Consider the following 22,074-nt stretch of genomic DNA (forward strand, 5'->3'; position numbering starts at 1 on the left):
CATACAATTAGCTTTAGGTTCAAGGTGTATTTTCAAGCATCTGAGACTATGCTTAATACATTGTGGCAAGGCCAAGTACGATGACAGCAGAAAACCGCCGTAAGTTTACCCGTATCGTTTTTTCTGCGCCCTGCGAATTACGTCAGGGGCAGCGGCAATGGCAATGCGGCTTGCTGGATATTTCCCTCAAAGGGGTATTAATTGAGTGTCCTGCTGATTTTGATGCCGATCTGAAGCAATCCATCCTGTTGGTGGTCAGTCTACCGGGAATGACCAGCAGTATTATGCTCGACGGCCAAATCAAACATGCCGACAACAAACAAATCGGTATCAAGATAAATATGATAGACATAGACAGCGCATCCAATCTGCGCCGTCTTATTGAACTGAACGTGGGGGACGACTCCCTGTTGAAAAGGGAGTTGGAAGCATTAGTTTCCCCCGAGTCAAAGCCTTAAAGGGCGTCTAATGCCTCCGCTAACCGCTTAACGCCGGTCACTTTCATACCTTGAATCGGTTGTTTGGGCATATTGGCTGCAGGCACTATCGCGCGGGTAAACCCATGCTTGGCCGCTTCGGCCAGTCGCTCAGCGCCATTAGGCACAGGGCGAATCTCCCCCGCTAACCCTACTTCGCCAAACACAATCAGCTCTCTTGGCAGCGCCTGATTACGAAAACTGGATATCATGGCCATCAGCAAGGCCAAGTCGGCACTGGTTTCGGCAACTTTTACCCCACCAACCACATTGACAAACACATCCTGGTCGTTCATCTGAATATTGCCGTGGCGATGTAAAACGGCCAGCAACATACCCAGCCGGTTTTGGTCCAAGCCCACAGCCAGACGGCGGGGGTTGGCCATCTGCGAGTAATCCACCAAGGCCTGAATTTCCACCAGCAAGGGGCGGGTGCCTTCCCATATCACCATGACCAGTGAGCCTGGCGAGGCTTCCTCTTCCCGACTTAAAAAAATCGCAGATGGATTGCTGACTTCCTTTAGCCCCTTGTCGGTCATGGCAAACACACCCAACTCGTTGACCGCACCGAAGCGGTTTTTATGTCCCCGCAACGTGCGAAAACGGCTATCCCCATCCCCTTCCAGCATCATAGAGCAGTCGATACAATGCTCCAGCACCTTAGGGCCCGCCAGACTGCCGTCTTTGGTCACATGTCCCACCATCAGCATGGCAATATGATGCTGCTTGGCAAAACGAGTCAGATAGGCTGCACTTTCCCTGACCTGAGAAACACTGCCTGGCGCGGATTGCACATCGGCTACATGCATTACCTGAATGGAGTCGATCACCATAAGCTGCGGCTTATGAGCAAGAGCAACATCGCATATGGTTTCGATGCTGGTCTCGGCCAATAGCTTTAGCTTATCGGTGGGCAACCCCAAACGGTGCGCACGCAATGCCACTTGCTGTAAAGATTCTTCCCCGGTGACATACAAGGCTTCCCGCGCATTGGCCAGATTGCACATGGTTTGCAGTAACAACGTACTCTTACCCGCACCTGGGGAGCCGCCGATCAGAATAGCCGAGCCAGGTACTACACCGCCGCCCAATACCCTATCCAGCTCTTTAAAACCGGAAGAAAAACGTGGTAGCGCCTGTAAATCAATGTTATTCAGGGTTTGAACCTGCGCTGAGGTTTGTCCTGCATAGCCGTGACGGCGTGCATCAGGACTAGATTTCGCCGCAGAGATGACAAACTCGGAAATGGTATTCCACGCCCCGCAATCATTGCATTGTCCCTGCCAGCGGGGGAATTCAGCACCGCAATCGGCACATACAAACGCGGTCTTTCGCTTAGCCATAGCGGCCCTCATCGATCAATAATGGCGCCAAGCATATCAGTTTTGTCTGGATAGCGAAGTTTGAACGAGGCTATCTACACAAAAAACCTTTTGGTCGACGCAAGGGTTATCACCGTGCCTTGGGGCGTTTCAACGTTAGCCACATAGCAGCGTCTTCCAGGCTAAAATCCTCCACAGCTTGACTTTTTTTGCTTGGACAGCTCATGGTTACACAAGTAAATTGCATATTTACCGATAAGATAAACAGGATATGTGGGCTCGGCACAGGCGATGACAACAGGAATAGAACAATATCAGGAACTTATTGAGCAACTAAAACCGGTTGTCAAAGAGCCAGCTTTTAATCAAATACTGTCTCAGGTAGCTGCCAATATCCCCCGCCCTAAACGCTTTCTGATCAAGATGGAACTCAAGCGCCAGGCCAAACCTTGCCAGCGAAGAATCGATCTGCGGGGTTCGGTAGACGGCGATTGTCATGCTTATGAACATGAAGGCCTGACACATTATCTGGATGACATCGCACAGGAGATGTTTGAACGTCAGGTGCGCTGTTTTGGCGGCTATACCATAGGGGTTTATGAAGCCGTGTGTAATACCGAAAACAACTTTCGGGTCATGCACAACAAGGAAAAAACAGAGACTGACATTCTTGCTGGCGATAGCGACAGCCAAGCTAACCTTCCGCTGGAAACCCGTTATTTAGCGCCGGTAATCAATTTTTCCGGTGTACGTCAACGCCGTGAAGAACGCATGAATTTTGTGGTATCGGTAGAGCTATTTACCGAATTGAAGGAGTCTGTTCATGCCACCAGCATAGATATCTCCGTCAGTGGTCTGAAAATCAAAGCCCCCAAGCGTTATATGTTCAAACCCGGTGAACGCCTTACCGTACATTTTCGCGGACTGGAGTTAGATTATGGCTTAAATCGCGGAGAGGGCGTGCATTACCTGCTCACCGACATTGATCGCAGCCGTGAAGAGCAACGCCTGTCGCTGAAACGTCTGTACGATCAGGAGCAAAAAGCCTTTGATGAGTTTCTGGAGAAGTTCATCCAGGGCAACAAGCGCCGTTACAAGGTGAATATGGACAACACCATAGATGCCATTGTCGCTAAGGGCTACGAGCAATACTACATTCCCCACTTTACTTCACTGCCTGTCTATATCAGTCAGCAGGAAGATCAGCTACAGCCGCAGTACCTGTTGTTTAACGACTGTAACCGGGAAATCTACCAATATTGGCTGGATGAAAACAATGCCCTGCGACTCGGTTACCTGTTCAGCCGTCAACGATTACAAAAGTTACTTAAGCTGCCTCCTGGTCAGCGGGAAATGACATTGTTTGTTTTCTCACACGTCACCCAGGGACGCTGTTATTTCTATTCGGCCAGTAGCGACGAGCTGGATGCTCACCCAGAGCTGAAAGGCGCATTTTTGGCCTATGGCTCACGTAAACTAAGTTGGCGGGTGTTTAAACTGCAACTGAGCGATATGCATCCGGAGCAATGTCATATTCCGTTGTCTCTGCCGGATGCGGTCAGTGAGATGGTACGACGGCAGAACCAGCCGCCCTCCCCCAGGCTGCAATCCAAACTGAAAAACCTGCGTTACATCGCCCTGGTGACGGATATCAGCAGTGAATGGGCGACGCAGGCCTACCAAAAACGCAAGCTGCACAAAGCGCTGTTGGCCAAATTACAGGTTTTTTGTCATCCCCGTAACCACGCACCGGTGCCCATCATTCCATTTCGCTTTAAATATCAGGAACTGCGCAGGGAAACGCGTTTTCTGCTGCGTACGCCAGTCAACCTGATGCATGAGGATATGAAATTAAACGGCGTATCAGAGGACTTCTCCGCCGGCGGACTGCGGATCGAACTGCAAAACCAGTTTCCTCTGGAAGTCGGCGCACAGTTAGAAATCAGCCTGCCAAAGTTGCAAAAGCTGACGCAAAAACATCACCTCAGTGACATTGTTTACCAGGTTGTGCATGTCAGCGCAGACCGAAACATCGTCCATTTAATGCTCGGTGACAGCAGTCATGAACTGCATGCCAAGGAATTTTTCCAGGAGCTGATAAAGAACAACAGACGTAGCCTGAAGCCCGTGCATGAACAGCAGGATATGGCAGGCATTGGTGAAGCGTTGCGTAATATCTATGCCGCCAACCCGCTTAATGTCGCCATATTTATCCGTAAAGACGGCGTGCAACTACTGCCAGACAGCATTGCGCATGTGCCCTCAGAACATAGCCTGAAACCCCTGTTGGCATATCGCGGTGATGAACAGCATTTGAACTTATACGCGCTGTATGCGGCAAGAATCGAAAGTCGCAACTTTATCGAGCAAACCCTTAAAAACATGCGCACCCATAACGTTCCCGCCGCATTTGAGCTGTTTATTGCTTTTAATCCGACATTGGGCAATATCCAGCAAGCGATTCAAGTTAAGCTGGTACAACAGTTCAATAACGATGCCCAACGACGTGAATTTATCAGTCTGGCTATGGGCAAAGGCCGCTTCTACGCGCTCAAGTTGTTCTTAACCAAAACGGGGAGGCCGGATATCAGCTTGTTGCACTCCGAGCTTACCTACGTGGGTGGCTATGCTGTGCACAAGGCCAAGCTACTGGAAGAACAATTATGGAATGTGGCGGCTGTGGTGGATATGCAGGATGTAACCGCCGAGATGATGTATCGCTATGGTTTTAACAAACATCATATCGAAGCGAATTATCAGGGTTCAGAGCGTAAGATGCGAAAGGATAACGAATAAATCGAGTTGCTTAAACCGCAAACAGACCACAAACAAAAAAGGCGTAATTTTTGGAATTACGCCCTTTTCTTGAGTAGGAGCCTTTGCCCTTTTTCGCCTTCACCACACGGGTGGTAAAAAGTTTACTGGTCACCAATGCTTTTAGCGCATTGTCATTAATTACACCGCGTTCATGTTGATGCGGCGTATCCTTGCTTCTTGCCATACTAACCTCCGCCATTGTAATGCGAGCTTATGCTCATCAGGAAAGGTAGACATTATACGCGGTATTTGGTTCCTTCTCATTCAATAAGAAACCCACTACATCCCCCCCTTAACTGACTTGAGGATCCTTATCTTCGCCCTTTAACCACTGGCTAACCTTAGGGAAGTGATCATCCAGGCAGGCTGAATGGGTAAGAATATTAATATGGTCATAGTCGTGCAGGTTACCATTGCGTTTACTCAGCAATGCCTGGGGCGCATCATGCATCCCCAGTTCAGCCATAAAACGCCGCATATCTCTGACATGACCCAAAGCATGATCCTTTTTACCTGTGATAAACCAGGTGGGAGGAAGGCGCAGTGTTTTAGCTGCCGCCTGATAATCAAAAGCATCAGAGGCATCAATCCAACGGCGCTGTCTGACCCATTTGGTTACATCCCGCCAGTTGGCATAAGTCTCATTGTCAGCCCCAAGGCCAATTTTTCTGGCTGGCAAGTAGCCATGAAAACCAGCCACCAGCGGAGATACCAGGCCCCACACCACATCCACTTTAAACCAACGTTCGAGGTTGTGTACTCTAACGCTTCGCTTACTGCCAAAAAATACCTGGCGCTCAACCAACTCAATCAGATGAGGATGGCGCAATAAGCAGGCCATCATTAATACCCCGCCCCAGGAGTGCGCCACCGTACAGAACTTGCCTTGATGTTGTTCAGCCACCCAGTGCATAGCGCGAGGCAAATCCTCGCTCAGGTAATGCCACTGGGTATGTTCATCACCCCGACCAATAGCCGGGCTACTTTGTCCGCGACCGCGTAAATCCAGAACATAAACGTTGAATCCCTGCCTGGCCAGATAGTTACCAAGGCCGCGACCTTTGTCGTTATAGAATATCCGGCCATTTTCAATGGAGCCATGCACCATCAACACCGCAGGTCCTTGTGGATGCGCATGATGCTGGATATGGCGAATATGCAGCTTATGATCGCCGCCATCCAGATACCTTGTATGGTGAATAAGCTCTGTGCTCATCGGTGTCTACTTAAGTAAATACAGCAGTTCATCCAGTCCACCGAAGCGAATCGCCGCGTCGGCTTTCTCTAACACCACGGGTTTGGCTTTGTATGCCACGCCGAGGCCCGCCGCCGACATCATGACTAAGTCATTAGCCCCGTCTCCCATGGCGATGGTTTGCTGAGGTTCAATACCATATTGTTGTGCCAGATCTTTTAAGGTTTGCGCCTTAACATTGGCATCAACGATAGCGCCGTCCACCAATCCAGTCAGCTTGCCATCAGCAATGCCTAACTTATTTGACACTGCCGCATCCAGTCCCAAACGCACTTTCAGATAATCAGCAAAATAGGTAAAGCCGCCCGACGCGATGGCAATCTTCCAGCCATGGGCCTTAAGCACCTTGACCAAGCGCTCCAATCCAGGCATCAGCGGCAAGCTGTCACGAACCTGCTGAAGGATCTTTTCATCGGCATCCTTTAAGCAACCAACACGCTGGGTCAAGCTTTGCGCAAAGTCTAATTTACCCTGCATAGCCAGCTCGGTCACTTCTGCAACCTCAGGTCCCACCCCGGCCAATGTGGCAATTTCATCAATACATTCCATCTGAATAACTGTGCTGTCCATATCCATCACCAGCAAACCAGGCTGATCCAGACGCGGTTGGCTTTGCAACAGATTGAGTTCAAGCTGTTGGGCAATAGCCAGTTGTTGCAGGGTACCTGACGGTAGCCCTTGCGGACAAACTCGTACCTGCATGGCAACGGCCAGGCCATCCAACTCATCAACAGTATGACACTTTGTGACACTGCCAATTTGCAACCAAGGCTTAAGGGCTGACTGGACAGACAACAACTTCTCCAATGTCAGCGCCTGTGCATTCACCACCATAACAGCGGGTTGCCAGTCAGGTGTTATCTGCGGCTCACTGCTCTGTCCTATGGAACACGCCATGCCACCCAATTGCTCGGCACTGAGGTTAGTGCAAACGCGACTCGCCTCCAGATGAAATAGCTGCAGTTCAGGAATAGCAAACAACTTAACGAGAAAAGCACTTGAGCAACGTTGTGCAGAGGTCAATTGTAATTCGGTCACTAGACTACCTTGGCGGGACTGGCGAAATAAGGCTCAGGATTCTTGCAGGCTTGCCCGCACAATTCAATAGTTAAACGCAGCTTAGCCGTTGTAGCATAATGACTCAGTCTGCACGACGGAGGACATATGCAACAAAATCAAACCTCAGCGTTAGCCGGTATTAAGGTATTGGATCTCAGCCGGGTCTTGGCTGGCCCCTGGGCGACTCAGATGCTGGCCGACTTCGGTGCTGAGGTGATAAAAATTGAGCCTCCCGGCAAAGGGGACGACACCCGTGGCTGGGGACCGCCCTTTATTCAGGGCCAACAGGGTTGTGATGCTGCGTATTTTCATACAGCCAACCGCAACAAGCATTCTGTGGCAATAGATTTCAGTAAACCCGAAGGCCAGGCACTAATACATAGGTTAGCCGCCCAATCTGATGTTGTAGTAGAGAATTTCAAGGTGGGTGGCCTGGCGAAGTACGGACTTGACTACAACAGCCTAAAAATCAGTAATCCTGGCTTGATTTATTGCTCTATTACCGGCTTTGGCCAGCAAGGACCTATGGCATCCCAACCAGGCTATGACTTTATGATCCAGGCCATGGGGGGGCTAATGAGCGTAACCGGTGAACCAGATGGCTCGCCCATGAAGGTGGGTGTGGCGCTGGCCGACATTCTCACCGGACTCTACGCCTGCAATGCGATTCAAGCGGCCCTGCTTTACCGTCATTCTACTGGCCTTGGGCAATATATTGACTTGGCGTTACTGGATGTACAAATAGCCTGCCTGGCTAACCAGGCCATGAACTATTTGACCACAGGTCAATCTCCAAACCGGTTCGGTAATGCCCACCCGAATATTGTGCCTTATCAAAGTTTCGCCACGGCCGACGGCCATATTATTCTGGCTGTCGGCAATGACCAGCAATTTGCCCGTTTTTGCAGCCTGCCAGGTTGTGAAGCACTGTTAGGCCAGCCGCAATATCTAACCAATGCGCAGCGGGTACAGCACAGAGAAACATTAGTGCCACTAGTGGCGGATATTTTACGCCAGCAAAGCAGCCAGTGGTGGCTGACGAATCTGGAAGCGCTTTCCATCCCATGCAGCCCTATCAATAACGTGGGAGAAGCATTTGCTAATCCACAAGTGCAGCACCGGCAGATGCAGCGGCAGTTCAGCGATAAAGACGGTCATACACAACCCTTTGTCGGTAATCCTATCCAGTTCAGTCAATCGCCGGTGCAATACCACAGCCCGCCACCGGCATTGGGGCAACACAGTGAACAGATTTTACGACAACGCCTGGGCTTAACTGGCGAGGAGTTGACCCACTTAGTCCACCTAGGGGTAATAAATGCCCCGGTGTCTGATTAACTGCCAAGCTTGCATTTAGCCAGTAATCCCCTATTGTAGCGGCTATGAATACTAAGCATCTTTTTCATATGGAGTGGGAGCTACCTAGCACCTACTCCATTTATAAACGTCTGGCCAACTTCGGCTTGGCGGTCATTGCAGCCATTATTGGTATCAACATCTGGTTATCCAGTGTCGATCAGGATCAGCATATTCTGGCAGCCCAGGCGGACCAGTTAGGCAATAGCCTGGTTTCTCATAGTGCCAAACTCGCAGCGACCTTGATGCAGGACGAAGATATCAGCGCAGTGCAGCGCACGTTACAACAGTTAGTGGAAGATAATCATGTGCTCAATGCCACCATGCATAATGACAAAGGTGAGTTGATGTACGAAGCGGGTGATCCACTGGATCTGGTGACGCAATTTAAGACCCAGGTACAAAATCAACCTATGGTCTATGTAAAAGAAGTTTTTAATGACGACCAGTTAATTGGCTATATACGTCTGATTATGGACAGACAAGCCATTATGCAATACCAAACTCAGGTCCAAGATCATCGTCGTCAGCAAACCTACGCGCTATTGCTGTTGGCTTTCGCTATCGGTGTATTGGTGACCCGGGCTTTCTATAAGGTCCGTTATCGCAAACTTTCTGTGGATGTAGAAACTACACGTTCAGTTGCCGAGTTTAAATAACCTTTGCACATTGTTATCCGTTTGCCTTTCCACGCTGAGGCTGTCCATCCCGAGTAAATCCGCCAGGCAGTCACGAACCTGCTCCAGATATACTGGGCTGTTGCGCAGCCCCTGACGGCCCATTATTGGCATATCCGGGCTGTCAGTCTCAAGAACAATCCCTTCCAGGGGTAATTGACGCACCGTATCACGGGTTTTCACTGCTCTGGGGTAGGTTATGGTGCCCCCAATACCCAGTTTAAATCCCATATCCAGGTAATGCTGCGCTTGCTGCAGACTGCCAGAGAAAGCATGGAGCACACCGCCCTGGTCAAATTTGGTTGCTTTCAGGCAATGCATAATACGGTGATGGGACTTTCGATGGTGCACGATAGCTGGCAGCTTATACTGCTTAGCTAACTCAAGCTGAGTGCAGAAAAGCTTCTCCTGTAATGACGGGTCCACATCAATCGCCAGGTCAATGCCTATCTCACCAACCGCTACCACCGCGCTTCGATGTTGCTGCAACAAGGAGTCCAGTAAGGCCAGGTTCTCGGGTTGGTAATCGGTAAGAAAATGAGGGTGTAACCCTAGGGCAAAATGCAAAGCCGGCGTGCGCTGACACAAACGAATCAATGCTGGCCACTGCGCAGCACTGACACCGGGAATGATAAAGTCCGAGACTCCTTTGCTGACGGCCAAGTCAATCTGAGCCTGCCTGTCGGCATCAAAAGCGGCAAAATCCAGATGGCAATGACTGTCTATCATTTTACTTACCCTGACTGGCCTGCCCTCTGAGTGACAAGCATCCCATTAAGGCATCAAGCGTTCAATTGTCCAGGACTGATCAGATTGACGGCGATAGACAAAACGGTCATGCAAGCGATGCTCACCACCTTGCCAAAACTCTATTTCATGCGGCACAACCCGATACCCTCCCCAGAAACTAGGCAGAGGAACTTCGCCCTTGGCAAACTTGTCTTTCACTTCAGCAAATTTACTCATCAGCAGCTGACGCGTGGATACCGGCCGACTTTGCTCCGACGCCCATGCGGCTAACTGACTTTCGCGGGGACGGGACAGGAAATATTTACTGACTTCTAAGGTCGACAAAGGCTCAACCACACCGCACACCTTGACCTGACGTTCAATAAGATGCCAGGGAAAATGCAACGAAATACGAGGATTGGATTTAAGCTCGGCAGCTTTCCGACTGCCTAGGTTGGTATAAAAGATAAAGCCCTTGGGACTCACATCCTTTAGCAACACAATGCGTTGCGAAGGTTGCCCCGCGCTATCCACTGTCGCCACTGTCATCGCGGTTGGATCTGGCAGGCCGGTAGCTATAATTTCTTTCAGCCAGGCTTCAAATTGTACAAAGGGGTCATCGTTCAGATCTTTTCTGTCCAATCCGCCCCGGCTGTATTCACGACGAATATCGGCTAATTTATCCAGCATGCACTTCCCCTCTGTAGCACATAGGTATACCGCGCCGGGGAACTGGCCCACCTGGCGCAGGCCACCTGTTCGACTAGTTAGTCATTTTCACCGTAGCCTAAGCTGCGCAGTGCTCTCTCGTCATCGGCCCAGCCAGACTTGACCTTCACCCAGAGTTCCAGAAACACTTTATTATCGAACAAACGCTCCATATCCTGACGCGCTTCCTGACCAATGGTTTTAAGGCGTTGTCCGCCCTTACCTATGACCATGGCTTTCTGACTGTCTCGCTCAACCAAGATCAGACCATTAATCTGATAGATGCCATTGTCAGACAACTTAAACTGCTCGATTTCCACCGTGACCGAATAAGGTAGCTCGTCACCGGTGAAACGCATAAGTTTTTCTCGGATGATCTCTGCCGCCATAAAACGTGATGAGCGATCCGTAACATATTCTTCCGGGAAATAAAATTCCGACTCGGGCAGGCTTTGGTGAACCAGCTCACGCAGTCTGTCCAAGTTACTGCCTTGCTTTGCCGAAATCGGTATCACATGCTCAAACTTATGTTGGCTGCCTAACCATTGCAGATGGGGTAGCAGGGCCTCTCGGTCTTTGATTTGATCAATTTTGTTGACCAAGAGCCAGCATTCCAGCCCGGACTCCTTGACCTTACTCAAGACCATCTCATCGTCTTCGGTCCAGCGTGTTCCTTCCACCACAAAGAGCACTAACCCCACATCAGCCAAAGAGCTTGAGGCTGCACGGTTCATCAAGCGATTGATGGCGCGTTTCTCTTCACGGTGTAAACCTGGCGTATCTACATAAATGGCCTGGTAATCACCCTCGGTGTCAATGCCTACTATACGATGTCGGGTGGTCTGTGGCTTACGTGACGTAATGCTGACTTTCTGTCCCAACAACTTGTTAAGTAAGGTAGATTTACCAACATTAGGCCGCCCTACAATGGCCACCATGCCGCAATAGGTTGAATGTTCAGAGTGCATGGTTCAATTTCTCCAGTACCAACTTGGCGGCCTGTTGTTCAGCGCGACGGCGGCTGTTGCCTTTAGCCTGTATAGGTTCGAGCAGTTCAACTACCCGACATTCCACCACAAAGGTCTGATCATGGGACTTACCTTTCACATCTACCACTTCGTACTCAGGCAGTGGCTGCTTGCGGCCTTGCAGGTACTCCTGCAAGCGCGTCTTATGATCTTTGGGGTGAACATTAGGATCCAGTTGCTCAATACGGCTGGCGTACCAGGTTAGGATCAGCTTGTTGACGGTATCTAATCCAGCTTCGAGGAATATCGCGCCAATAATGGCTTCCATCGCATCGGATAGAATAGAGTCACGACGGTAACCGCCACTTTTGAGCTCACCTGGGCCTAATTTTAGCAATTCGCCCAGCTCAAACTCCCGTGCCAATTCTGCCAGCGTATCCCCCTTTACTAAAGTGGCACGCATACGGGTTAGCTTACCTTCCGGCTGCTCGGGGAAGCGCAGATACAACGCCCTGGCAATCACCATGCCCAGCACAGAATCACCGAGATATTCCAGGCGCTCATTATGCTGTTTGGCAGCACTGCGGTGCGTTAACGCCAGCTCAAGTCCGCTTATGTCCTTAAATTGATAACCCAGTTTCCTTGTCAGGCTCTTATAAGGATCCAGCATCTAGTGGATACCACCTACACGAGAGAAACGCACACCGGTTGGGATCCAACCAGGAACCCAACTGCTTGGCTCACGATCAAATTCAAAACTTATCCAGATAGCCACGGCCTTGCCCACCAGATTTTCATCCGGCACAAATCCCCAGTAGCGGCTATCACGGCTGTTGTCACGGTTATCCCCTAACACCATATATTGGCCTTCTGGCACCAGGAACTCTCCGGCAGCGGTACCTGGCTGTTGGTAGTACATCTGAGGATGAGGCGGCACGGCAGGATTACGCAGAATCTGATGGCTCACCTCTCCGAGTTTTTCGGTAAAGCGCTCAAGGGGCACTAGATCCTGAAAGAACTCACCCCGTTGCTCAAACGTCAGCTCCACCGGCTTTAACGGTGGGCATTGTGGTGTGGCAGTGACATCACAAGCCGGTTTAATAAACACCTGCTTATTTTTGTATACCACTGTATCGCCAGGCAGGCCAACCACACGCTTGATAAAGTCAATATTAGGATCTTCGGGGTATTTAAACACCACAATATCACCGCGTTCTGGCTCACCTACTTCCAGAAACTTATTACGGGCGACAGGATCTTTGAGGCCGTAAGTAAACTTCTCCACCAGAATAAAGTCCCCAACCAGCAGGGTGGGCATCATTGAACCGGATGGAATTTGGAAGGGTTCATATAAAAATGAACGTAATACCAAAACAAAGGCAATAACCGGAAATATCTGCTTTGCGGTATCCACCAGATAAGGCTCTGGCGCTATCTTTTGCAGTGTCTCGTCATCCAGATTGGTGCCACCGTTACTGGCTTTGGCCAATGCCATCTTTTCTTTACGCTTAGGCGCCCATAACAGGGCATCAGCCAGCCAAATCAAACCTGATGCCAGGGTGATAAAAACTAGCCCTATGGAGAAATAATTTGCCATTTACTTTCCTACTTTCAGTACGGCCAAGAAGGCATCTTGCGGCAGTTCCACGTTGCCAACCTGCTTCATCCGTTTCTTACCCTCTTTCTGCTTCTGAAGCAGCTTTTTCTTACGACTTACGTCACCACCATAACACTTGGCAATAACGTTCTTACGCAATTGCTTCACCGTGCTACGTGCGATGACATGGTTGCCGATAGCCGCCTGAATGGCAATATCAAACATCTGTCTTGGAATCAGCTCACGCAGCTTCTCAACCAACTCCCGACCTCGGTATTGTGAATTCTCGCGGTGAGTGATCACTGCCAGGGCATCAACTCGCTCGCCGTTGACCAAGATATCCAAGCGCACCATATCGGCCGTTTGGAAACGTTTAAAGTTGTAATCCAGGGAAGCAAAACCACGACTGGTTGACTTCAGACGGTCAAAAAAGTCCATCACCACTTCGGCCATGGGCAACTCATAAGTTACCGCCACCTGGTTACCGTGATAGGTCATATTGGTTTGTACACCACGCTTTTCGATACACAAGGTGATGACATTACCCAAGTAATCCTTGGGAACCAGAATATTGGCTTCAACAATAGGTTCGTGAATCTCGGCAATATCATTAACCGCCGGCAGTTTTGATGGGTTATCAACCTGAACAGTCTGCCCTTTGGTTGTCACCACTTCGTACACTACCGTTGGGGCTGTGGTGATCAGGTCCAGATCGTATTCACGCTCCAGTCGCTCCTGAATAATCTCCATGTGTAGCATGCCAAGGAAACCAATGCGGAATCCAAAGCCCAGCGCACTGGAGTTTTCCGGCTCGAAGAACAAAGAAGCATCATTCAGACTCAGCTTCGCCAACGCGTCACGGAAGTCTTCGTAGTCATCAGAACTGATGGGAAACATACCGGCATAGACTTGCGGCTTCACTTTCTTAAAGCCAGGTAACGCCTTATCAGCTGGTTGCTTAGCCAGAGTAATAGTATCCCCTACCGGGGCACCATGGATCTCTTTAATGCCGGCAATAACAAAGCCAACCTCGCCGGTACGCAATACGCCGGTATCTGTCGCTTTAGGGGTGAAAATACCAATCTTGTCGATTTGATGAACCTGTCCGTTAGACATGATCTTAATTTTATCACCGGCTTTAAGCTCACCATGCATGACGCGCACCAGAGACACGACCCCTTGATAGTTGTCGAACCAGGAGTCAACAATCAATGCCTGCAGAGGGCCCTCGGTATTACCAACCGGAGGAGGTACCTGCTTAACAATAACTTCCAGCACGTCGTCGATGCCAATACCCGTTTTGGCAGAGCAACGCACGGCATTCATCGCATCGATACCCACAATATCTTCAATCTCGGCCGCCACACGATCAGGTTCGGCCTGAGGCAAATCGATCTTGTTCAGGATTGGCACCACTTCCAGATCCATTTCGATGGCGGTGTAACAGTTTGCCAGGGTTTGGGCTTCTACGCCCTGCCCAGCATCCACCACCAGCAGCGCCCCTTCACAGGCAGCCAGGGAGCGTGACACTTCATAAGAAAAGTCTACGTGTCCGGGGGTATCGATGAAATTCAGTTGATAGGTCTCACCGTCTTTGGCCTTATAGTTAAGGGTAACGCTCTGCGCTTTAATGGTAATGCCACGCTCACGCTCCAGATCCATCGAATCAAGAACCTGAGCAGCCATTTCCCGGTCGCTCAGACCGCCGCAATGCTGAATAAGGCGATCGGAAAGAGTGGATTTACCGTGGTCAATGTGGGCGATAATACTGAAATTGCGGATATGCTTGAGCTGCATGGTAATGTCTGACATTCCTACTTAAGGCCAAAAAACTGAACTATTGCAATAAGGCGGCGATTTTACCGTTTTATTGCGCGCTTTGCGATCTTGTTATGGTATGCACTCAAACTGGCGGAAAAGCCGGGGATAAATAACGGCGGGCAGGTTAGTGATCGGTGACTTCAACCACATCCAGCGTCTGACCATGATAGGGAAGTAACTCCAGCAAACGTGGCTGATACTGCGAACGCTTCGCACTTTGCAGGTAACGCTTTATCTGCCAAAAGCTCAGGGCAGTAAATATAGCAGCCAGAAGCACACTCCAAAGTTCGTGCTGTAACCCAACAGCAGGTAAAAACGCGCTGCCCAGCAAGACACTGGCCATCAATACCAACAACGGCAGTAGATACATCAACGCCGAGGCACCCAACAAGTCCTCTTCCGGGATCCCAAGTTTGACTTGCTGACCGATAGTCGCGGGTTTAGTACAACGAAAAATCAATAACTGACTCTTTGGTGACAGTCCCCTAGCGACAGCACCGGTACCACAATCCTGATTAACGCTGCAGCCCCCACAGGTAGTCTTTATCTGAGTTTCAACCCAAATGTGATCTTGATCGACCGCTTTGATAACACCTAGCTCTTCAATCACTGCGGTGTCTCGATATATTGCACAGAGTTGGCGATGGCATTGGCTGTTTGCGGTGGCAATTTGCCAACCACGGTAATCTCCAGAGCACCTTTTTGTAAGGACAGCAGGGTGTTTGCACCATATTTCAGCCAGCCGTTTTCAGACGAGCCTGGTTGCACCGCTTGCAGATATAAAGAAACGTCGATAAGACCGTCGCTAAACATGACGTAATCCACCATCTGCCCCGTCATTGGCAATCTATGCATATCACGACGCACTTCAACCATACCAACCGGCAGCCAGTTTACTTTCCAATTCCCTGGAACCGGATCAGTCTCATTGAGATGCAAGGTCTCAGGCATTTTGTCTTCTTCAATCCGCAAGAAATACTCATCAGGCTCAGGCGTAACATGCAATGAGGTTACCTGCACCTGTTCCAGCGGTTCCCCTTGTAGATTCATCATATCCAGTTTCAACAACAAACCGCTGTCTTGGTCGAGCCATAAGTTATAGCCATAACGACTGCGATCTTTACTGATGATACGAATCTGCTGGGCAGAGCGTCCAGCCACGCGACTGCGACCCACCACAACAAAATCGTAACTCTCTTCAAGAAGCTTTGGTTGACGGAATAAAGTAACCGGCAGCGGTCCATTTATGGAAGTTGAACGTATAGAATATGCAGGTACATTAGGCTCGAAATAGCTGACCAGGTCTCCGATGCGGACGATTTCCCTACCGGGGCCGTTTTGCAAACTAAGATGTTCGACTTCTATGCCGTTCTGAACAGCATGACGCCAAAGATAAGGTTCAAACCCACCATTAGGCTGAACCAATACGAAGGACACTTGATAATTGAGTTGCTTAAGCGCCGATGCCATTTTATCCATCCAGGCTTGGGCGCTATCGTCAGGTTGGGCTACGACCGAAAAACAACAAAAAACTGCGCACCACCACCATCGCCGCATATTACTTCTGCTGCGGCTCTGGTTGTGCGGGGTGCTCGCTAACCTCACTATGCTGGCTGGCTTTCAAACGCATTTGTCTTTCATGATCTGTCAGGTAGGCATTTATACGGCGCTTTTGCTCAAGCGCATCCGTCTGTGGCAAAGGGCGGGTCTGCTCTAAACTCACCGGTGACAAACCACCTTGCTGCATACCTGGAATGGCCAAGGCTGGCGCTGAGCTAAATGGCTGCTCAGGCTTAGGCTGATTAAACTGCTGAACCCCTAAAATCATGGCTACCGCCACCGATGCGGCCAGGGCAAATTGGCCCCCTTGACGAACAAAAGGGATCACATGGCCAATCACCGGCAGGTCACGTAAACCTTTGCGCGGGGCCAGAATGGTCGGTTCGTTTTCAAGCGCTGCAGATACTTTGCTACTTATATCAAAGTCTAATTGGGGAGGCAGTTCTTTTCGCAAGCCATCACGAATCAAATGATAGCTGCGCCATTTATCGACCAGTTCCCGCTCGGTTTGGTCATCCAATGCCAGTCCCTCTAAGGACTGTTCACCGTCTACCAAGGCCGAGAGGTTTTCTAGTTTTTGCTGCTTCATTAAACAAAGTTCCTGAGTAACGTGGCACTTAACTTCAGTGTCAGCTATTTCTGTAACAGGGGTTGAATCACTTTATCGATAGCTTCCCGCGCTCTGAAGATACGTGATCGCACAGTACCCACAGGGCAGTCCATCACAGTAGCAATCTCTTCATAGCTTAGCCCTTCCAACTCACGTAGGGTAATAGCCATACGTAAATCTTCGGGCAGCTTATCGACAGTGTCAAACAACAACTTTTCCATCTGCTCTGACATCAGCTTACGCTCTGGAGAAGCATTCTCCTTAAGCGCGTCACTGCCGTCATAAAAATCGGCTTCCTCTGCATCCACATCATTAGCCGGTGGCTTCCTGCCTTGTGCCACCAAATAATTCTTCGCGCTGTTTACCGCGATCCGATACAACCATGTATAAAAGGCACTTTCACCGCGAAAACTGGGTAACGCTCTGTAAGCCTTAATAAAGGCTTCTTGCGTCACATCTGCAACATCTCCGCTGTTCTTAACGTATCGGGACACTAAGTGGGCAACCTTATGCTGGTACTTAATGACCAAAAAATTAAACGCGTTTTTGTCGCCCTGTTGTACTTTCTCAACCAATTGTTGATCTGTAAATTGCTCGCTCATCCGAGCCACATCCCCTTTTGAACCGCTTTTCTGATGCTCTTGGCTCTCGCAAGCACCTAAATAGACTGTCAGTCTGAAAAAAAGTTCGAAATTATTTCAAGCTTATGAAATGTTTTTGCAAAGTGTACGCTAAATCAACTTTCCAAGCCCATCACAAGCGCCGAGAGAACAGTCTGAACCACACGGGAATTCATACTAAACCAATAAGATAGTATCATGCCCAAATGAAATAGAACCTGAACAGTTTACCCCATGCATCAAGCGGTTGAACATCAATGTGATCTTTTAATCATCGGCAGCGGCGCAGCTGGTCTCAGCCTGGCCCTGAAAATGGCCCAAAAGTGCCGCATCATAGTGCTAAGCAAAAGCGGCATTAGTGAAGGCTCAACTATGTATGCCCAAGGCGGCATTGCCGCCGTTTTCGATGAAACCGATTCCATTGACTCCCATGTGGAAGACACCATGGTCGCTGGCGCAGGCCTATGCGACCGGGCCGCCGTTGAATTTACGGCGGGAAATGCCAAGCAAGCCATGGAATGGTTGATTAACTTCGGCGTTCCCTTTGATCAGGAAACCGATGCTCATGGTGAAGCGCGCTTTCACTTGACGCGGGAAGGCGGGCATAGCCACCGACGCATTCTGCATGCTGCCGATGCAACCGGGAAAGCCGTGCAAACAACCTTGATTGATGCGGTACGCAGTCATCCAAATATTGAAGTGCTTGAACGATACAATGCGGTCGATCTGATTCGTAGCCGACGCTCTCCTAACAAGGTACTTGGTGCTTACGCCTGGAACCGTAACCTTGAGCATGTTGAGGTGGTCAGAAGCCGCTTCGTTGCGTTAGCAACCGGCGGCGCCAGCAAAGTCTATCAGTACACTTCCAATCCGGATGTCTCCAGTGGTGATGGCATTGCCATGGCTTGGCGCGCGGGATGCAGGGTCGCCAACATGGAATTCAACCAGTTTCACCCAACCTGCCTGTATCATCCACAGGCCAGAAACTTTCTGATCACCGAAGCGCTACGTGGTGAAGGGGCTTATTTAACCCATGCCGATGGCACCCGTTTTATGCACAAGTTCCACGAACTTGCTGAGCTTGCACCGCGCGATGTTGTGGCTAGGGCCATCGATTATGAAATGAAGCGTCTGGGTGCCGATTGCATGTACCTGGATATCCGCCACAAGCCTGCGGATTTTATTATCAAGCATTTCCCCACTATCTATCGAAAGTGCCGCTCACTTGGCATTGATATTACCCGGGATCCCATTCCTATCGTCCCGGCCGCCCATTACAGCTGCGGCGGAGTGATGACAGACTTCGATGCCCGCACCGACCTAGACAATCTCTACGCAATAGGCGAAGTGGCTTATACCGGCCTGCACGGCGCCAATCGCATGGCCAGCAACTCCTTACTGGAATGCGTGGTATTTGCCAGAGCGGCGGCCACACACATTATGGCCAGACTGGAACAAGAGGACGAAAAGGAAGCGATTTCGCCCTGGGATGAAAGCCAGGTGAGCAACTCCGACGAGGAGGTTGTGATTCAGCATAACTGGCATGAGTTAAGGCTTTTTATGTGGGACTATGTGGGTATAGTACGCACGAACAAGCGACTTGAGCGCGCGTTACGCAGGATTGAGCTGCTGAAACAAGAAATCGATGAGTATTACAGTAACTTCAGGGTTAGTAATAACTTGCTGGAATTACGTAACTTGGTGACGGTTTCTGAATTAATTGTCAGATGTGCGATGCAAAGAAAAGAAAGCCGCGGCCTACACTACAATCTGGATTACCCGGATTTGCAGGACGCCCCCCAACCTTCCGTGCTATACCCGCAGCGCTATCCCTCCAGATAGCGCTGCCAGCCGCCATAAATTAATTTAATGGCGCCAGTGGGAAGCGCTGATATTTGCCACTAAGATGCAAATCGTGACCATCTGCCGAGCCTAAGGTAAAACTGCCCTTATCCGGCTCTGGCTGATGGTGAAAGCTGACATCACAGGGTAAAAATACCGGTTTGCGAAAGCTCACACTCAGCTCAAATGCCTCTCCCACTATGGGCGCTAGTGCAGTAATGCAGCGCGCCTTACTCCACATACCGTGAATAATCTGAGACTTAAAACCAAAGAAACGTGCAGACCAGGGATACAAGTGAATCGGGTTGTAATCACCAGACACCTTGGCATATTGGCGACCTAAATTAGCATCTAAATGCCATTGTTCGCCACAGGGCAGATTTGCCGACGCGGAAGGTAAGCTGCGTTTTGGCAAATCACCATGACGAACCAAGCTGACACTTCGGCCTTGCCAAACCATCTCTTCACCAACCTGAATATCGGTTAACAGTGAAAACTGCCAGCCCAACCTATGGCGGCGAAGCTTGTCAAAACGGCAACTAATGGAAAGTTTTTCATGGCGCCCCACGGCACGATACTGGCGAATATGGTTTTCCATATGCACCAGTCCCATCACCTTAAACGGAAAACCTTTGTCCAGCAGCAATCCCAAATGCAGCGGCAACGCCAGGCAATGCAACCACCCCGGATGCACGCTCTCTTGCCGCCAGGCCAGCAACCCATGGTATTCATCCAGCTTGTCAGAACAGGCACTTATGCCATCACATCGCAGTACCAACTCAGGTAACTGCGGCGCCGGTGCTTGCTGACCAGATTTGACTGCTGCACGCAACAGCATGGCAGGGACTTTAGGCAAAGATTCCGGGGTAAACTGTCTAATATTCATCAATTGCCCTCCAAACTGGATGGGTGACCTAAGCTGAGTATACGACATAGACGTCGATAATCGGCCACAGAAACTGCATCACGAAATATACACAGGTACTGTCGCTGGCGATGATCCAGCGCATCCTGAAGAGAAACAAACAACAGCCAGGCAGTTACCCTGCTATCTGCGGTGACTTGCATGGGGGAACTTTGGCCATCCAGCCATTGCCACTTTCCATCCTCACTCAAATTTACCACACCTGTAGGTTGTGGTTTTCTAAGCTGACGATAAAGCATCAATCCGAGCAACGCAGCCAATAACAACTGCCAAACCGTTTGCCAGGGTAGAACGTGCGGCTGCCAACACCACACCGATCCGATGAGCAGTACATACAGCGCAATCAACATACACCTTTGGTAGGTTGACCGTCCTATCTCAATTCTATGCTTTAACACGGCTCACTATGGTCTCCACCATGGCCGCCAGCATTGGATCTTCGCATTGCTGATGGCCCATTACCCAAGCAAAAAGATCCGGATCGTCACAGGTTAGAAGTCGTTCAAAGGTTTCTTTGTCTTCGTCCGTTAACTCACTGAACACTTCATCAAAGAAGGGTTGAAACAAGACATCCAATTCAAGCATGCCACGCCGACACGCCCAGCGGATCCGATTAACTCTCTGCGTTGTAAACATCCAGCCCTCTTTGAAACAACCTGTGGTAAGGCCAGTATATTAACTCAATTCAACAAACTGATCTTGTTTCAGTTTAGCTTAAACCCCATGATCGGAACTTAGTTAACTTAAGCAGGACATTTATGTCATCGACTCTCCAGACAATATCCCATGCAGATGCACTGCCTGATGACTATCTGGTCACATTGCCTCAGCTTAGTGACATTCAAGTTGGTGGAGAGGAGCGGCTAAAATATTTACAAGGCCAACTCACCAACGACCTTAACACACAGTCTGCGGGCAAGCTTATGCGCGCTTGCCATTGCGATGCCAAGGGCAAGACCTGGGCGTTGTATCAACTGTTGGCATTAACGGATAGCCAATTGCTATTGGGTGATACCGCCGCTATAGAAAAATCGCTACCTGAGCTGAAAAAATACGCCGTGTTTTCCAAGGTTGACTGGCATACGAGTGAGCGTGTGTGGTTTGGCGGCGCGGGCCCTTATTTGGAAGCCTGGCTACAGAACATTGCAGGCCAGCTTCCTGCAGAAGATCTGACCTATACCCAAACCGGTGGCATGTTGGTGGTACGTTACGACAGTCCTACACTTCGTTATCTGATAGGCTTGGATGAGCAGATGGCTGCGCAATTACTGACACATATGCAGCCTTATCACCATTGCCACAGTTTATGGCAAATGCTGGATATTCAGGCGGGTTTTCCCAGCTTAGCCACGCAAACTAGCTGTGAGTTTGTCCCTCAGATGCTGAACATGCAGGCGCTGGATGCTATCAGCTTTACCAAAGGCTGCTATATGGGGCAGGAAACCGTCGCCCGCACCCGTTACCTAGGCAAAAACAAACGTGCCAGCTACATACTGCGAGCAAAGGTTGGCATACAGATGGCCCCCGGTGATGACCTGGAAGTACAGCTTGAGGAAAACTGGCGTCGCGGTGGGACTGTGTTAAGCTGTGCCACCTTAAGCGAGGAAACCTGGTTGATGGCTATTTTGCCAAATGACACACAGCAAGGCGCTCTGCTGCGCAGCAAGGCACAACCCGATGTCGTCTTCGAGGTTCAGCCCCTACCCTATTCACTTGAAAATAAAGGCTAGTT

Annotated in this window: 23 protein-coding genes; 6 read left to right on the forward strand and 17 right to left on the reverse strand. The window is 49.9% G+C overall.

Annotated features, from left to right (window positions below):
• Window positions 1–80 precede the first annotated feature (80 nt).
• Window positions 81–458 carry a PilZ domain-containing protein gene (locus IEX02_RS17550; protein WP_188698226.1) on the forward strand — a complete coding sequence of 126 codons (378 nt, stop codon included), beginning with the start codon at window positions 81–83 and terminating at the stop codon, window positions 456–458.
• Here IEX02_RS17550 and radA read toward each other — a convergent pair.
• Window positions 455–1,819: a DNA repair protein RadA gene (radA, locus tag IEX02_RS17555; protein WP_188698229.1), complete on the reverse strand. Its 1,365-nt coding sequence runs from the start codon at window positions 1,817–1,819 to the stop codon at window positions 455–457. The genes IEX02_RS17550 and radA overlap by 4 nt on opposite strands.
• A 270-nt stretch (window positions 1,820–2,089) precedes the next feature.
• Between radA and IEX02_RS17560 the strand changes: the two genes are divergently transcribed.
• Window positions 2,090–4,594, forward strand: coding sequence for a PilZ domain-containing protein (locus IEX02_RS17560; protein ID WP_188698230.1), 2,505 nt, complete (start codon window positions 2,090–2,092; stop codon window positions 4,592–4,594).
• A gap of 10 nt (window positions 4,595–4,604) precedes the next feature.
• Here IEX02_RS17560 and IEX02_RS17565 read toward each other — a convergent pair whose 3' ends face one another.
• The 3 genes from IEX02_RS17565 to serB form a co-directional block, all read right to left on the reverse strand.
• On the reverse strand, window positions 4,605–4,799 hold the full coding sequence (locus IEX02_RS17565; protein WP_188698234.1) for a ribosome alternative rescue factor ArfA: 195 nt from the start codon (window positions 4,797–4,799) through the stop codon (window positions 4,605–4,607).
• 108 nt (window positions 4,800–4,907) lie between these two features.
• Window positions 4,908–5,831 carry an alpha/beta fold hydrolase gene (locus IEX02_RS17570; RefSeq protein WP_229702281.1) on the reverse strand — a complete coding sequence of 308 codons (924 nt, stop codon included), beginning with the start codon at window positions 5,829–5,831 and terminating at the stop codon, window positions 4,908–4,910.
• A 6-nt stretch (window positions 5,832–5,837) separates the two neighbouring features.
• Complete coding sequence (gene serB / locus IEX02_RS17575; RefSeq protein ID WP_229702282.1) at window positions 5,838–6,908, reverse strand: phosphoserine phosphatase SerB; 1,071 nt, start codon at window positions 6,906–6,908, stop codon at window positions 5,838–5,840.
• Window positions 6,909–7,034: 126 nt separating this feature from the next.
• Between serB and IEX02_RS17580 the strand changes: the two genes are divergently transcribed.
• Window positions 7,035–8,267 carry a CaiB/BaiF CoA transferase family protein gene (locus tag IEX02_RS17580; RefSeq protein WP_188698236.1) on the forward strand — a complete coding sequence of 411 codons (1,233 nt, stop codon included), beginning with the start codon at window positions 7,035–7,037 and terminating at the stop codon, window positions 8,265–8,267.
• Between the two features lie 44 nt (window positions 8,268–8,311).
• Entirely contained in the window at window positions 8,312–8,944 is a 633-nt protein-coding gene (locus tag IEX02_RS17585; protein ID WP_188698239.1) for an AhpA/YtjB family protein, read from the forward strand.
• Here IEX02_RS17585 and IEX02_RS17590 read toward each other — a convergent pair.
• From IEX02_RS17590 to rpoE, 10 genes are all read right to left on the reverse strand, one after another.
• Window positions 8,924–9,691: a TatD family hydrolase gene (locus IEX02_RS17590; RefSeq protein ID WP_188698241.1), complete on the reverse strand. Its 768-nt coding sequence runs from the start codon at window positions 9,689–9,691 to the stop codon at window positions 8,924–8,926. The two genes, IEX02_RS17585 and IEX02_RS17590, sit on opposite strands and share 21 nt — an antisense overlap.
• Window positions 9,692–9,736: 45 nt before the next feature.
• The gene (gene pdxH / locus IEX02_RS17595) at window positions 9,737–10,381 is read right to left on the reverse strand and encodes a pyridoxamine 5'-phosphate oxidase (RefSeq protein WP_188698243.1); all 645 of its coding nucleotides are present in this window, start codon (window positions 10,379–10,381) and stop codon (window positions 9,737–9,739) included.
• A 77-nt stretch (window positions 10,382–10,458) separates the two neighbouring features.
• The gene (era, locus tag IEX02_RS17600; RefSeq protein WP_229702283.1) at window positions 10,459–11,367 is read right to left on the reverse strand and encodes a GTPase Era; all 909 of its coding nucleotides are present in this window, start codon (window positions 11,365–11,367) and stop codon (window positions 10,459–10,461) included.
• Window positions 11,357–12,037, reverse strand: coding sequence for a ribonuclease III (rnc, locus tag IEX02_RS17605; RefSeq protein ID WP_188698247.1), 681 nt, complete (start codon window positions 12,035–12,037; stop codon window positions 11,357–11,359). The genes era and rnc overlap by 11 nt, the downstream gene beginning before the upstream one ends.
• Window positions 12,038–12,964 (reverse strand): signal peptidase I, encoded by a 927-nt coding sequence (lepB, locus tag IEX02_RS17610; RefSeq protein WP_188698250.1) that lies wholly within the window; start codon window positions 12,962–12,964, stop codon window positions 12,038–12,040.
• Entirely contained in the window at window positions 12,965–14,761 is a 1,797-nt protein-coding gene (gene lepA, locus IEX02_RS17615; protein WP_188698526.1) for a translation elongation factor 4, read from the reverse strand.
• Between the two features lie 148 nt (window positions 14,762–14,909).
• Window positions 14,910–15,395, reverse strand: a complete 486-nt coding sequence (locus tag IEX02_RS17620) for a SoxR reducing system RseC family protein (protein ID WP_188698253.1) — start codon at window positions 15,393–15,395, stop codon at window positions 14,910–14,912.
• Window positions 15,392–16,342, reverse strand: coding sequence for a MucB/RseB C-terminal domain-containing protein (locus IEX02_RS17625; protein ID WP_268237439.1), 951 nt, complete (start codon window positions 16,340–16,342; stop codon window positions 15,392–15,394). The genes IEX02_RS17620 and IEX02_RS17625 overlap by 4 nt, the downstream gene beginning before the upstream one ends.
• 1 nt (window position 16,343) lies before the next feature.
• The gene (locus tag IEX02_RS17630; RefSeq protein WP_188698260.1) at window positions 16,344–16,934 is read right to left on the reverse strand and encodes a sigma-E factor negative regulatory protein; all 591 of its coding nucleotides are present in this window, start codon (window positions 16,932–16,934) and stop codon (window positions 16,344–16,346) included.
• A gap of 44 nt (window positions 16,935–16,978) precedes the next feature.
• Window positions 16,979–17,557 (reverse strand): RNA polymerase sigma factor RpoE, encoded by a 579-nt coding sequence (gene rpoE, locus IEX02_RS17635; RefSeq protein WP_188698263.1) that lies wholly within the window; start codon window positions 17,555–17,557, stop codon window positions 16,979–16,981.
• 252 nt (window positions 17,558–17,809) lie between these two features.
• Here rpoE and nadB point away from each other — a divergent pair, with 252 nt between their 5' ends.
• A complete protein-coding gene (gene nadB, locus IEX02_RS17640; RefSeq protein ID WP_188698266.1) occupies window positions 17,810–19,417 on the forward strand; it encodes an L-aspartate oxidase in 1,608 nt (535 codons plus the stop codon).
• Between the two features lie 19 nt (window positions 19,418–19,436).
• Here nadB and IEX02_RS17645 read toward each other — a convergent pair whose 3' ends face one another.
• From IEX02_RS17645 to IEX02_RS17655, 3 genes are read right to left on the reverse strand one after another with little or no spacing between them, the layout of a single operon-like run.
• Window positions 19,437–20,303, reverse strand: a complete 867-nt coding sequence (locus IEX02_RS17645; RefSeq protein ID WP_188698271.1) for a MaoC/PaaZ C-terminal domain-containing protein — start codon at window positions 20,301–20,303, stop codon at window positions 19,437–19,439.
• The gene (locus IEX02_RS17650) at window positions 20,303–20,740 is read right to left on the reverse strand and encodes a protein YgfX (RefSeq protein WP_268237440.1); all 438 of its coding nucleotides are present in this window, start codon (window positions 20,738–20,740) and stop codon (window positions 20,303–20,305) included. The genes IEX02_RS17645 and IEX02_RS17650 overlap by 1 nt, the downstream gene beginning before the upstream one ends.
• Window positions 20,727–20,978 carry an FAD assembly factor SdhE gene (locus IEX02_RS17655; protein WP_188698277.1) on the reverse strand — a complete coding sequence of 84 codons (252 nt, stop codon included), beginning with the start codon at window positions 20,976–20,978 and terminating at the stop codon, window positions 20,727–20,729. The genes IEX02_RS17650 and IEX02_RS17655 overlap by 14 nt, the downstream gene beginning before the upstream one ends.
• A gap of 122 nt (window positions 20,979–21,100) precedes the next feature.
• Here IEX02_RS17655 and ygfZ point away from each other — a divergent pair, with 122 nt between their 5' ends.
• Entirely contained in the window at window positions 21,101–22,072 is a 972-nt protein-coding gene (ygfZ, locus tag IEX02_RS17660; protein ID WP_188698279.1) for a tRNA-modifying protein YgfZ, read from the forward strand.
• Window positions 22,073–22,074 lie beyond the last annotated feature (2 nt).

It is taken from the genome of Bowmanella pacifica (genome assembly GCF_014645355.1).
Taxonomy (GTDB): Bacteria; Pseudomonadota; Gammaproteobacteria; order Enterobacterales; family Alteromonadaceae; genus Bowmanella; species Bowmanella pacifica.

Bases quoted from the DNA above. Each gene is read 5' to 3' on its own strand.
- lepB (WP_188698250.1), bottom strand. From the start codon at position 12,964: ATGGCAAATTATTTCTCCATAGGGCTAGTTTTTATCACCCTGGCATCA.
- radA (WP_188698229.1), bottom strand. From the start codon at position 1,819: ATGGCTAAGCGAAAGACCGCGTTTGTATGTGCCGATTGCGGTGCTGAA.
- IEX02_RS17590 (WP_188698241.1), bottom strand. From the start codon at position 9,691: ATGATAGACAGTCATTGCCATCTGGATTTTGCCGCTTTTGATGCCGAC.
- IEX02_RS17565 (WP_188698234.1), bottom strand. From the start codon at position 4,799: ATGGCAAGAAGCAAGGATACGCCGCATCAACATGAACGCGGTGTAATT.
- IEX02_RS17625 (WP_268237439.1), bottom strand. From the start codon at position 16,342: ATGCGGCGATGGTGGTGGTGCGCAGTTTTTTGTTGTTTTTCGGTCGTA.
- nadB (WP_188698266.1), top strand. From the start codon at position 17,810: ATGCATCAAGCGGTTGAACATCAATGTGATCTTTTAATCATCGGCAGC.
- era (WP_229702283.1), bottom strand. From the start codon at position 11,367: ATGCACTCTGAACATTCAACCTATTGCGGCATGGTGGCCATTGTAGGG.
- IEX02_RS17630 (WP_188698260.1), bottom strand. From the start codon at position 16,934: ATGAAGCAGCAAAAACTAGAAAACCTCTCGGCCTTGGTAGACGGTGAA.
- lepA (WP_188698526.1), bottom strand. From the start codon at position 14,761: ATGCAGCTCAAGCATATCCGCAATTTCAGTATTATCGCCCACATTGAC.
- IEX02_RS17580 (WP_188698236.1), top strand. From the start codon at position 7,035: ATGCAACAAAATCAAACCTCAGCGTTAGCCGGTATTAAGGTATTGGAT.
- ygfZ (WP_188698279.1), top strand. From the start codon at position 21,101: ATGTCATCGACTCTCCAGACAATATCCCATGCAGATGCACTGCCTGAT.
- rpoE (WP_188698263.1), bottom strand. From the start codon at position 17,557: ATGAGCGAGCAATTTACAGATCAACAATTGGTTGAGAAAGTACAACAG.
- IEX02_RS17585 (WP_188698239.1), top strand. From the start codon at position 8,312: ATGAATACTAAGCATCTTTTTCATATGGAGTGGGAGCTACCTAGCACC.
- IEX02_RS17560 (WP_188698230.1), top strand. From the start codon at position 2,090: ATGACAACAGGAATAGAACAATATCAGGAACTTATTGAGCAACTAAAA.
- pdxH (WP_188698243.1), bottom strand. From the start codon at position 10,381: ATGCTGGATAAATTAGCCGATATTCGTCGTGAATACAGCCGGGGCGGA.
- IEX02_RS17655 (WP_188698277.1), bottom strand. From the start codon at position 20,978: ATGTTTACAACGCAGAGAGTTAATCGGATCCGCTGGGCGTGTCGGCGT.
- rnc (WP_188698247.1), bottom strand. From the start codon at position 12,037: ATGCTGGATCCTTATAAGAGCCTGACAAGGAAACTGGGTTATCAATTT.
- IEX02_RS17550 (WP_188698226.1), top strand. From the start codon at position 81: ATGACAGCAGAAAACCGCCGTAAGTTTACCCGTATCGTTTTTTCTGCG.
- IEX02_RS17645 (WP_188698271.1), bottom strand. From the start codon at position 20,303: ATGAATATTAGACAGTTTACCCCGGAATCTTTGCCTAAAGTCCCTGCC.
- IEX02_RS17570 (WP_229702281.1), bottom strand. From the start codon at position 5,831: ATGAGCACAGAGCTTATTCACCATACAAGGTATCTGGATGGCGGCGAT.